This window comes from Actinoalloteichus fjordicus, assembly GCF_001941625.1.
Lineage (GTDB): Bacteria > Actinomycetota > Actinomycetes > Mycobacteriales > Pseudonocardiaceae > Actinoalloteichus_A > Actinoalloteichus_A fjordicus.
On the sequence record NZ_CP016076.1, the window covers coordinates 4,454,090 to 4,466,189 of the forward strand.

A 12,100-nucleotide genomic window follows, 5' to 3' on the forward strand; every position below is an offset into this window, starting at 1 on the left:
CGTCCGCAGGTCCGCAGCACCCGCATGCCCGCCCCGCCCGCCGACGCCGCGCGGTCGGCCGTCCAGAGTGGAGAGCTTCGACATGGACCAGCAGCACCCCGGCCGCGCCGCCTCGACCGCTCCCGATCCGACGGCGGCAGGCTCGACGACTTCCGGGGCGACCACGGCGCAGCGCTCCGCACCGCGCGACGCACCCGCCGACGGCGCAGGCTCGGGCGGTTCCGGGGCGGACGACTCGATCAGCGAGCACTCGATCATCGGCGACGCGGCGACACCGCGAGCCGTCGAGCCGTGGCGTCGGCCAGAGCTGTCGGTCGAGGCGCGCGTGGCGGATCTGCTGCCCAGGATGACGCTGGCGGAGAAGCTCGCCCAGCTCGTCGGCGTCTGGGTCAGCGCGACCGACGGCGCCGACGGCGTCGCACCGCATCAACACGAGCAGACCGAGGAGCCCCCGGTCTGGTCCGAGGCGATCCGGTCCGGTCTCGGCCAGCTCACCAGGACCTTCGGCACCACCCCCGTCGACCCGACGACCGGGGCGAGGATGCTGGCCGACGCGCAGCGCGAGATCGTCGCGGCGAGCAGGTTCGGCATTCCCGCCATGGCCCACGAGGAGTGCCTGGCAGGCTTCGCCGCCTGGCGGGCGACGGTGTTTCCGGTGCCCATCGCCTGGGGCGCGTCCTTCAACCCCGAGCTGGTGGAGACGATGGCGGCGGCAATCGGCGCGGACCTGCGCTCGGTCGGCGTGCACCAGGGACTGGCCCCGGTGCTCGACGTCGTCCGGGACTCCCGATGGGGCCGGGTCGAGGAGACGATCGGCGAGGACCCGTTCCTGGTCGGCACGATCGGGGCCGCCTACGTCCGCGGCATCGAGGGCGCCGGGGTGGTGGCCACGCTGAAGCACTTCGCCGGCTACTCCGCCTCACGGGCGGGTCGCAACCTCGCTCCGGTGGCCGTCGGACCGCGCGAACTCGCCGACGTGATCCTCCCGCCCTTCGAGACGGCCTTGCGGCACGGCGGCGCCCGGTCGGTGATGCACTCCTACGCCGAGATCGACGGCGTGCCGGTCGCGGCCGACGAGAAGCTGCTCACCGGTCTGCTACGCGATCAGTGGGGCTTCACCGGCGTCGTGGTCGCCGACTACTTCGGCATCGCGTTCCTACAGCGCCTGCACGGAACGGCGGCCGATGAGGGCGAGGCCGCTCAGCAGGCCCTCACGGCGGGTGTCGACGTCGAGCTGCCGACGGTGCGGTGCTTCGGCGAGCCGCTCGCCGAACGGATTCGGGCCGGGCTCGTCCCGGAGTCGCTCGTCGACCGCGCCGTGACCAGGGTGCTCCGTCAGAAGTGCGAGCTGGGACTCCTCGACCCGGACTGGTCGCCGGAGCCGCCCGCGCTGAGGGGCCGCCCGCCCGCATCCGCCTCGTCCACAGCGGCTCCCGCCGTCGACCTCGACTCCCCCGCGAACCGCCGGGTGGCCCGCAGGCTCGCCGAGGAGTCGGTGGTGCTGCTGGCCGATCGGCAGGGGGTGCTGCCGCTGCGGAGTCCCGGTCGGGTGGCGGTGCTGGGCCCGCTCGCCGACGACGTCCACGCGATGCTCGGCTGCTACTCGTTCCCCGCCCACGTCGGCGTCTCCTACCCGGAACTGCCGGTGGGCGTGGAGATTCCCACGGTGCTCGACGCCTTGCGCACCGGGCTCGACGCGAGCGCGATCCTCCCCGAGCCGGGCTGCGCCGTCACCGGCGAGGACCGCTCCGGGATCGCCGACGCGGTGGACACGGCCCGCGCCGCCGACCTGGCGCTGGTGGTCGTCGGCGACCACTCCGGGTTGTTCGGCCGGGGCACCTCCGGTGAGGGCTGTGACGCGACGGACCTGTCGCTGCCCGGTGTGCAGGGCGACCTGCTCGCCGCAGTGGTCGACACCGGGGTGCCGACGGTCGCCGTGGTGATCAGTGGCAGGCCGTACGCGCTCGGAACGGTCGCCGATCGCCTCGCGGCGGTGGTGCAGGCCTTCCTGCCCGGCGAGGAGGGGGCGGCGGCGGTGGTCGACGTGCTCACCGGTCGGGTCAATCCCTCGGGACGGCTGCCAGTGAACCTGCCCGCCACGCCGCACGGGCAGCCCTTCACCTATCTGACGCCGCCGCTGGGCCTGCGCTCGGAGGTCAGTTCGGCCGACCCCACACCACTATTCCCCTTCGGTCACGGACTCTCGTACACGACGTACCGGTACTCGGCGCTGCGGGTGCGGGCGATCGATCAGCAGGCCGAGGCCGGTGCAGGCGGAGCGGCCGAGGCCCAGACCGCGGACGGGGACGAGGCCGCCGCGAACGCGCGGATCGCGACGGACGGCACGGTCGAGGTGTCCTGCGTCGTGGCCAACGTCGGCGACCGCGACGGAGTGGAGGTCGTGCAGCTCTACCTGCGTGATCCGGTGGCGCAGGTGACCCGGCCGGTGCGGCAGCTCGCGGGCTTCGTCCGGGTCCCGCTGCGGGCCGGGACCGAGCGGGAGGTGCGCTTCCGGCTGCACGCCGACCGGACGTCCTTCACCGGGCGCGCAGGGCATCGCCTCGTCGAGCCAGGGCTCGTGGAGGTGCACGTCGGGGCGTCGAGTGCCGATCTTCGGCTGCACGGCGAGTTCGTCCTCACCGGCTCCCCGCGAGGGGTCGGTGAGGATCGGGTGCTCGACACGCCCGTCACGCTCGGGGCGGACCGGCCCGTGACGGACAGCTGAGCCGAAGGCATCGGCCGCGCCGCGCATGACGGGCGGCGCGGCGCGTGACGGGCACGACGGGCGTGACCGGCGGCGCGGCTTCAGGCGGCATGCCGTCCGAAGCCGCCGCCTCGACGACGGGGGCGGTGTCGCTGCGGTCGGATGTCCGGCTGCTCAGGCGACGAGAAGTCATGATGAAATGATCGAACACCTGTTCGATATCCGCAAGATATCGATCGGGTGGAATGCCTCCGCCGCCGAAATGCGGCCGGGACCCGACCGCCACCCGACCTTCGCGCCCGCCCCCTCGGCCGACAGGTCGCCCGGCCTGTCCGGCCGGTCAGGTGTCCGGACGATGACAGGGCAGGCGGCCAGTACGGTTTCAGCGATGACGCCCACGCCGGGGTAAATCCAGTGGCGCACCGGATGACCTCGCCGAGGACGTGGCCGTGATACTCGCAGGCTGCGATCAGGTGTCTCCGAACGTTCCGGTGTCCGGACATTCGGCGCCGGGCCGCAGGCGGGCTCGGCGGCGGGGGTGCCGAGCTGCGGAGGGCACGCACCGGCACCGCCGCAAACGCATCCGCTGTACGCCGCCGTCCGAGGATTGATCAGCTGCGCGCCCTGCCCCGCCGGGCCCTCATCGACGCGGCAGACGTCGTCGCCTCCTGGTCCGTCGCCTCCTGATTCGTCGCCTCCTGATTCATCGCAGCAGGGTCCGTCGCCCCCGAGGACGTCGCGGCAGGGGACGTCGCGGCAGCGGACGTCCCCGCCGAAGACCTCACAGCAGCGGACGCCACCGCCGCCGGGCCGTCCCGACCCGTCGGCGGCTCGCCCAGGTTTTCGACGACGGTGGTGGCGATCTCGACGAACACGGCGAGCTGCGCCGGGGTCAGCAGGTCGATGAAGTACTCGCGCACCGTGTCGACGTGGCCGGGGGCGGCGGCCGCCAGCGTGCGCAGCCCCGCATCGGTGAGGGCCACGACGGCGGCGCGGCCGTCGTCGGCGCATTCCTCCCGGCCGACGAGGTCGCGCTGCTCCATGCGGGTGAGGTGGTGCGACAGCCTGCTCTTGGACCACAGCATCCGGTCGGCCAGCTCGCTGATCCTGCGCCGATGCCCGGGCGACTCGGACAGCGTGGACAAGACGTCGTAGTCCGGCATCGAGAGACCCGAGTCGACGCTCAGCTCTCTGGCGATTCGGGCATCGAGCAGCAGCCGCATGCGGCGGTAGCCCAGCCAGGCCCGCTGTTGGTCGTCGTCGAGCCAGTTCGGGTCGGTCACCCGGCACACTCTAGCGTCTTGTTGACATGTCACCCATCTGCGCCTACCTTCTCGTTGACATGTCAACGAAAGGGGTCGCGGTGCAGGACGAATCGGGGAGGCCGGGCTCGCGGGTCGAGGGCGCGGCGCCGCGCCCGCCTGCCCGGCGAGCGAGAGTCGACCTGCCGCGTCGCCTAGCCAGACTCGCCGTCGGCCTTCCGCTGTTCAGCCTCGGGCTGGCGATGATGCTCAACGCCGGTCTGGGCCTCTCGCCCTGGGACGTGTTCCATCAGGGCCTGGCACTGCGCACCGGGCTGCCGTTCGGCGTCGTCGTGATCGGCGCGGGCGTCGTCGTGCTGGCGCTGTGGATTCCGTTACGGCAGCGACCAGGCATCGGCACCGTCCTCAACATCGCGAGCGTCGGCGTGCTCACCGAGGCCGCGCTCACCGTCCTGCCCGAACCCGCTCACCCGGCGGCCCGGGCGGCGTTCCTGCTCGCGGGCCTGCTGATCAACGCGATCGGGCTGGGCCTGTACCTCGGCGCGGGCCTCGGGCCGGGGCCGAGGGACGGCCTGATGACCGGACTCGCGGCACGCGGCTGGACGATCCGCCGCGCCCGCACGGGCGTCGAGGTCGGCGTCCTGGCGATCGGCTGGCTGCTCGGCGGCACCGTCGGCATCGGCACCGTGCTGTACGCGGTCGGGATCGGCCCGCTACTCCAGGTGCTGCTTCCCCGGCTGTCCGGCCCGCCGCACCCCCGCGACCACGAGCCCGCAGCCGCCGCACTCGGCGGGGCGCTCGACCCGCCGCCCGATCGTCGCGATCGACGGGGAGCCCCGATCACCGCCGCCCCGCAGCAGCGGCGCCCCGCCCCCCTCGCTCCACCCGTCCCCAGTCCCACCCCACTGCACTCAGGAGAAGTCCCCATGCCAGTCCTGCATGTCATCGTCGCGAGTACCCGGCCGGGCAGGCTCGGGCCGGCCGTCGCCCGGTGGTGCACCGACGTCGCCGTCGACCACGGCGGATTCGAGGTGCGCACGGTCGATCTCGGCGAACTCGCGCTGCCCTTCCTCGACGAGCCGGAGCACCCGGCCGCAGGCCGCTACCGCCATCAGCACACGAAGGACTGGAGCGCGCTGGTCGACTCCGCCGACGCCTTCGTGTTCGTCATGCCCGAATACAACTTCGGGTTCAACGCGGTCGTGAAGAACGCCGTCGACTTCCTGTACTCGGAGTGGCACTACAAGCCCGTCGGCTTCGTCAGCTACGGCATGACCTCCGGCGGGCTCCGCGCGGTGCAGATGCTCAAGCAGGTGGTGACGACGCTGAAGATGTCTCCGGTCACCGAGGCCGTCTCGATCCCCTTCGTCAGCGAGCAGATCCAGGACGGCGTACTGCTCGACGATCCGGCCAGGACCGCCGCCTGCACCCGGATGCTCGACGAACTGGGGCGACTGTCCGCCGCACTGGCCCCGCTGCGCAGCGAGCGGGTCCCGTCGTGATCGCGCAGTCCGGCCGTCCCGGACTCGGCGTGCTGCTCGACCTGCTGAACGAGCAGCGGCGCGGCATCCTCATGACACTGCGCGGGAACGGTCGTCCGCAGGCGTCGGTGGTCTCCTACACCTTCCGCCCGGCGACGGGCGAGATCCTGGTGTCACTGACCGACGGACGGGCCAAGACGCGCAATCTTCGGCGCGATCCGAGGGCCTCCTTCCAGGTGAGCACGCCCGACCTTGGCGCCTACCTTGTCCTGGACGCCACGGCGGTGCTCTCCCCCGTGGCGACCGATCCGCAGGACGCGACGGTGGCGGAACTGGTCCAGGTCTACCGCGAGATCGCGGGCGAGCATCCCGACTGGACCGAGTACCGGGCCGCCATGGTGGCCGACCGGCGACGGCTGCTGCGCCTGCGACCAGAGCGCGCCTACGGCTGGTCGCCCTCGGATGGCACGGTGGGCGTCGACCTGCGGGACTGAGCCGGCTGGGGAGCGGTCGGGCCTGCGCGGGCCCGACCGCAGGCCGGGCGGCTGCGGACGGGCTCCCGCCGGGGCTGCCGAGCCCTGGCGATCGAGACCGGGCCCGCCTGGCGGCCGGGGTCCTGAGGTCGGGCCCGGCTCGCGGGGGTCGTCCGCGAGCCGAGCGCGACGCGGCGGTCGGTCCTGCGGCGAGCCGACCGGTCGGTCGGCGGCCGCCGCTGGCCGCCCGCCACCGCAGGCCGGCCGTCGGGGCGCCGACGCCGACCCGACGGTTCAGGCCGCGGGCGCCTTGTCGAGGAAGCCGTGGATCAGCCGGATTCGGCCGTCCGCCGCCAGGGCGGCCACGTCGAGACCGATCGCCACCGACTCGCCACCGCCCGCCGGGACCAGCTCCCAGCGGAACCGGACCACGTCGTGGTGTGCCTCGGCGCCGTCAAGCAGCCGGAAGACATGCCCGGCGAACATCTCCTGCGCGGCGCCGATCACCGCCGAGATCGACTCATGCCCGGTGACCGAGGCCAGCGGGTCGGTGTAGACGCCGTCCTCGGTCCACAGCTCGGTGATCGCACGACGGCGGGCGGCGGGGTCGGTCTCGTTCCAGGTCGCGATGTAGCGGGCAAGCAGTGCGGTCACGGTGCTCATGTCGGTCCCCTCGTGGTGCGGAGCGGCGGTTCCGATCTCGGCCGCCGGTCGGCCTCGTCGGCCGGACGCTTCAGAGCATGCCGAATCACAGGTAATGTGGTCGATTACCTGTCAGGTAATGTCCCTCGAATCGAGGTCCGATGACGAACGACGCTCCGGCCAGGCCGGTGGGACCCCTGCTGCGTTCCTGGCGGGAGCGCAGGCGCTGGAGCCAGCTCGAACTCTCCAACCAGGCCGAGGTCTCCACCCGCCACCTGAGCTTCATGGAGACCGGCCGCGCCAACCCGAGCCGGGAGATGGTGCTGCGGCTGGCCGAGCATCTCGACGTCCCGCTCCGCGACCGCAATGGGCTGCTCCTCGCGGCGGGCCACGCCCCCGTCTACACCGAATCCGAGCTCGGCTCGACTCGGCTGGAGACGGTGCGGGCCGCCGTGGCAAAGGTGCTCGCCGCCTACGAGCCCTATCCGGCCGTGCTGGTCGACCGATCGTGGAACATCGTCGACGGCAATGCAGGCGTCAGCCTGCTCACCGCAGGCGCGGCACCCGAACTGCTCGCCGCCCCGGCCAACGCACTGCGCATCAGCCTGCACCCGGACGGAATGGCGCCCCGGATCGTCAACCTCGGACAGTGGCGCAGGCACCTGCTGGACCGAGTGAGTCGCCAGGTCGCCAACGGCGGCGATCCCGAGCTCCGCGCGCTGCACACGGAGCTCACCGGGTATCCGGCGCCGCCGCGGCCCGCAGAGTCCGATCCGGACATCGAACTCGGCGACCTCGCCGTGCCGCTTCGGCTCCGCCACGACGACGGCGTGCTCTCCTTCATCAGCACCGTCACCACCTTCGGGGCGCCGCTGGACGTCACGATGGACGAGCTGGCCGTCGAGGCGTTCCTGCCCGCCGACGACGAGACCGCTGCGGCGCTGCGCGCCCATCGGGACCGCTTCGGATCGACGTGCTGATCGAGGGCGCCGACGGCGCTGCCCACCGGGTGCCTGCGCGGATACGGCCATCCGGGCCTGTACCGATGAAGGCCGGGCCTCCTACCGTCCGAAGGAGACAGAGCTCACCCCCTCCAGCCCCGCCGGAGAGGAGCGATCCGATGACCAGCCGACGCAGCGTGGCGTCGCGACCGGTGATCGACGCCGGGACGCCTGCGCGAAACCTGCGGCACCCGGCTCGGCTCGATGCGCACCGCCGCACCGGGCCGCCGCGCGACGACACCGCCCGCCGGATGTCACCGCATCGTGAGCATCGAGTCCCCGCCCGCAGTGCCGGGACGGGGCCGACGAGGAGGTCACGTCTGTGGACACCGTGCTGAGCACCAGGAGGCTTCGGACTGCGGCGGTGCTGCTCGCCATCGTCGTGGCAACGGGTTGCGCGAGCCAGGACTCGGGCACCGAACGCGCGGGCCCGGCTTCCGACGTCGAGACCAGTGCCGGTGCCGATCCCGCGCCGGAGTCGACCGGCGACGAGGGACAGCACGAAGGCCACGCCGAGGGCGAGGGCATCGCCGCACTCGGCGAGTCCTTCGACTCGATGGACGAGCTCGCGGCCTGGGTCCAGGACGAGACGGGCGAGTGCGCCGAGGTCGCGCCCGCCGACCGCGATGATCTCGTCGACTATCTCGGTCCGCAGCTGGCCGAGCACTACGAGCCCTTCGTCTCCGAGTGGGCGACCTGCTCGATTCCGCCGTACGACCGGCTCGGTCTGGTGCGCTTCGAGCCCGCCCGACTGATCGAGTTCCAGGAGTCCTGGCAGCAGGCCCAGGCCGACGGGCGGTTGACGGACAACCCGGACTGGGCGTTCGGCAACGGCTTCGCGATCACGGCCGGGCCCGCGGGCAACGACGAGCTGGGTCTGCACTACCTGTGGTGCGCGCCGGTCGACATCGAGGACGCACATCGCATCCCGGCGGACGTCGAGGGCTGCGAGTTCGCCAGGACCGAACACCACTGAGCGGGCCGCCTGCGTCGAGGCGACGGGCCGGTGGCAGGTCGGTCGCCTCGACGTCGGACGGGCCGAGAGCCTGCTCCGATACCGGTCGCCGGGCCCGCCGATCAGCCGACTCCGCGAGCAGCGGAGCCGCGCCTGCGGTCCGGCGAGTCCGACAGATCCGGTGAGACGAGCCGCCGCCGGGTGCGTACTCGCCCGCGCCCGGCCGTCGGCCGTCGCGGGGCGACGCCGGGACGGCGCGGTCCCGGCGTCCCGGTGGGCAGCCCCCCGCGCCACCGTCGTCGGGAGACGCGCCGAGGCCGACCGCCGACGGCGTCCCGAATCCCGCCGCCGCGCCCCTCCCGCCCGTCGCCCGCCGCCCGAGCCCCGAGCCCGCCGAGTGACTCACTCGACAAGGCCGGGTCATCGAACTCGATTTCGACGAATTCCGCGCATTGGTGTCGAATCACATTTCGATACATAACGGCCGCGCAAATCGACGTATCACAGTTCTCACCAGCCCCCGATTCGGCCGCTCACCACCGTTGACAGGCCTGTCTCGATATGTGAATCTCGCACCGGGCCGGGGCGCGTCGGCCCCGGACGGAATTCAGGACCATCCCGGACTCGATCCAAGGATGACCTGCCGATACCGGATTCCCGGTTCTCTTTTCGCCGCCGTGTCCGCAATCCGTCCGACCGACTGGCGTCAACTCAAGGAAGAGGTTCGACGTGACCAAGCGCAGATTCCTGTCGGCCGCGCTCGCAGCCGCGCTGGCCGCGGGCGCACTGGCGCTCACCCAGTTGCCCAGCGGCCAGTCCGAGGCGGCGGCGCAGACCGTCAATCAGTCCTATTCCTGGCGCAACGCCGAGATCGCGGGCGGCGGGTTCGTCCCCGGCATCATCTTCAATCAGAGCGAGCCGAACCTGATCTACGCACGCACCGACATCGGCGGGGCCTACCGCTGGGAGCAGGACAGCGGCCGGTGGACCCCGTTGCTGGACTGGGTCGGCTGGGACGAGTGGGGATACAACGGCGTCGTCAGCCTGGCCACCGACCCGGTGGACACCGACCGGGTGTACGTCGCGGCGGGCATGTACACCAACGACTGGGACCCGAACAACGGCGCCATCCTGCGCTCGGCGGACCGGGGCGAGACCTGGGAGGTGACGGAGCTGCCGTTCAAGCTCGGCGGGAACATGCCGGGCCGTGGCATGGGCGAGCGGCTGACCGTCGACCCCAACGACAACAGCATCGTGTACCTGGGCGCTCCCAGCGGAAACGGGCTGTGGCGCAGCACCGACTTCGGCGTGACCTGGTCGGAGGTGTCGAACTTCCCGAATCCGGGGAACTACGCGCAGGACCCGGACGATCCGAACGGCTACCTGGACGACAACCAGGGCGTCACCTGGGTGACCTTCGACGAGTCCACCGGCAGCGCAGGCGAGCCGACGCAGGACCTCTACATCGGCGTGGCGGACAAGGAGAACACCGTCTACCGCAGCACCGACGCGGGAGCGAGCTGGGAACGGGTGGCGGGCCAGCCGACCGGCTTCCTGGCGCACAAGGGCGTCGTCGACCACGTCAACGGCTTCCTCTACATCGCGACCAGCGACACCGGCGGACCGTATGACGGCGCCGAGGGCGACGTCTGGAAGTACGCGACCGACACCGGTGAGTGGACGCAGATCAGCCCCGTCCCCTCCGGTGCGGAGGGCTCCGACTTCGGCTACAGCGGACTGACGATCGACCGGCAGAATCCGGGCACCCTGATGGTGGCCAGCCAGCTGCTCTGGTGGCCGGACATCGTGATCTTCCGCAGCACCGACGCGGGCGAGACGTGGACGCGGGCCTGGGACTGGGCCAATTACCCCGAGCGCTCCTTCCGCTATGAGATCGACATCTCCGAGGTCCCGTGGCTGGACTTCGCGACGAACCCCACGCCCCCCGAGATCACCCCGAAGCTCGGCTGGATGACCGAGGCGCTGGAGATCGACCCCTTCGACTCCGACCGGATGATGTACGGCACCGGGGCGACGATCTACGGCACCGAGAACCTCTCCGCCTGGGACGCGGGCGGCCGGATCACCATCGAGCCGATGGTGGGCGGGCTGGAGGAGACCGCCGTCCTCGACCTCGCCAGCCCGCCCAGCGGCGCCCCGTTGCTCAGCGCGCTGGGCGACATCGGCGGCTTCCGCCACGACGACCTGGACTCCGTGCCGGAGCGGATGTTCTCCGCCCCGAACTTCACCAGCACCACCAGCATCGACTTCGCCGAGACGAACCCGAACTTCGTGGTCCGCGCGGGCAATGCCGACGGCGTCAGCCGGGCGGCGTTCTCCCAGGACGGCGGAGCGAACTGGTACCCGGCGAGCAGCGAGCCGAGCGGTGTGACCGGGGGCGGCACCATTGCCTCGGCGGCCGACGGCGACTCCGTGCTGTGGAGCCCGGCGGGCACCGGCGTGCACCACGCGGGCAGCAGCGGCAGCTCCTGGACGGCGTCCACCGGCATCCCGGCAGGCGCGGTCGTGGAGGCCGACCGGGTGAACCCGGCGGTGTTCTACGGGGCGAGCGGCGGCCGGTTCTACGTCAGCACCGACGGCGGAGCGAGCTTCACCGCCAGCCCGGCCACCGGGCTGCCGACCGGGAACGTGAAGTTCACGGCGCTGCCGGACCGCGAGGGCGAGATCTGGTTGGCAGGCGACGGCGGCCTGGTGCGCTCCACCGACGGCGGGACGACGTTCACCGCCGTCTCCGGGGTGGACAGTGCACGCAATGTCGCCCACGGGGCGGCGGCGCCCGGCGCGAATCACCCCGCGCTCTACCTGGTGGGCACGGTCGGCGGGGTCCAGGGCGTGTTCCGGTCCGACGACGCGGGCGCGGCCTGGGTTCGGATCAACGACGACCAGCACCAGTGGGGCAACATGGGCGAGGCGCTCAGCGGCGATCCTCGGGTCTACGGCCGCGTCTACCTGGGCACCAACGGACGAGGCATCCAGATCGGCGAGTCCGGCGACACCACGCCGCCCACCACCACGCCGCCGCCCACGACGACCCCGCCGCCGACCGGCGACGGCTGTTCGGCCACCTACGCGGTCGCGAACTCCTGGCCCGGCGGCTTCCAGGGCGCGGTGACCGTTCGCAACACCGGTTCGACCGCGTTCGACGGCTGGTCGGCGTCCTGGACCTTCCCCGGCACGCAGACCGTGAGCCAGGCCTGGAACGGCGAGGCGACCCAGGCAGGCCGGGAGGTGACGGTCCGCAACGCGGGCTACAACGGCGTCATCGCACCGGGCGGCGCGGTGACCGTCGGCTTCAACGGCAGCGGCTCTGGGCCGGACAGCATCCCGACGCGGATCGCCTGCACGGGCGGCTGAGCACGGCTGTTCGCACGGACCCGACCCGCCGAGGCGACGTCGGGCCCGTGCGGGCTCCCGCGCGACGTCTGCGCTCTCGGCGCCGCCTCGGCAGGCCGCCGTTCTCCTCGGCCGTGGCGACGAGACCTCGGATGCCGAGCCTGGCCGCAGAGACCTGCGCCGCCGCGTCCGAGACCGCAGCGCCCGACGGCGCCGAGATCGAGGACG

General features: G+C 72.3%; 8 protein-coding genes. 6 read left to right on the plus strand and 2 right to left on the minus strand.

What is annotated here, in order from left to right:
• The first annotated feature begins 82 nt into the window (after positions 1 to 82).
• A complete protein-coding gene (locus UA74_RS18970; protein WP_083684092.1) occupies positions 83 to 2,725 on the plus strand; it encodes a glycoside hydrolase family 3 N-terminal domain-containing protein in 2,643 nt (880 codons plus the stop codon).
• A 590-nt stretch (positions 2,726 to 3,315) separates the two neighbouring features.
• Here UA74_RS18970 and UA74_RS18980 read toward each other — a convergent pair.
• Positions 3,316 to 3,987 (minus strand): MarR family winged helix-turn-helix transcriptional regulator, encoded by a 672-nt coding sequence (locus UA74_RS18980; protein ID WP_075741466.1) that lies wholly within the window; start codon positions 3,985 to 3,987, stop codon positions 3,316 to 3,318.
• A gap of 59 nt (positions 3,988 to 4,046) precedes the next feature.
• Between UA74_RS18980 and yczE the strand changes: the two genes are divergently transcribed.
• Positions 4,047 to 5,468 (plus strand): membrane protein YczE, encoded by a 1,422-nt coding sequence (gene yczE / locus UA74_RS33710; RefSeq protein ID WP_232237328.1) that lies wholly within the window; start codon positions 4,047 to 4,049, stop codon positions 5,466 to 5,468.
• Positions 5,465 to 5,941, plus strand: a complete 477-nt coding sequence (locus UA74_RS18990) for a PPOX class F420-dependent oxidoreductase (protein ID WP_257787477.1) — start codon at positions 5,465 to 5,467, stop codon at positions 5,939 to 5,941. Before yczE ends, UA74_RS18990 begins: the two co-directional genes overlap by 4 nt.
• A gap of 273 nt (positions 5,942 to 6,214) precedes the next feature.
• Here the strand turns inward: UA74_RS18990 and UA74_RS18995 are convergent, their stop codons facing one another.
• On the minus strand, positions 6,215 to 6,583 hold the full coding sequence (locus UA74_RS18995) for a nuclear transport factor 2 family protein (RefSeq protein ID WP_075741467.1): 369 nt from the start codon (positions 6,581 to 6,583) through the stop codon (positions 6,215 to 6,217).
• Between the two features lie 140 nt (positions 6,584 to 6,723).
• Between UA74_RS18995 and UA74_RS19000 the strand changes: the two genes are divergently transcribed.
• The 3 genes from UA74_RS19000 (at position 6,724) to UA74_RS19010 (ending at position 11,893) form a co-directional block, all read left to right on the plus strand.
• Entirely contained in the window at positions 6,724 to 7,542 is an 819-nt protein-coding gene (locus UA74_RS19000; RefSeq protein WP_075741468.1) for a helix-turn-helix transcriptional regulator, read from the plus strand.
• A gap of 343 nt (positions 7,543 to 7,885) precedes the next feature.
• Complete coding sequence (locus tag UA74_RS19005) at positions 7,886 to 8,539, plus strand: hypothetical protein (RefSeq protein WP_075741469.1); 654 nt, start codon at positions 7,886 to 7,888, stop codon at positions 8,537 to 8,539.
• A gap of 708 nt (positions 8,540 to 9,247) precedes the next feature.
• On the plus strand, positions 9,248 to 11,893 hold the full coding sequence (locus UA74_RS19010; RefSeq protein ID WP_075741470.1) for a cellulose binding domain-containing protein: 2,646 nt from the start codon (positions 9,248 to 9,250) through the stop codon (positions 11,891 to 11,893).
• Positions 11,894 to 12,100: the final 207 nt, after the last annotated feature.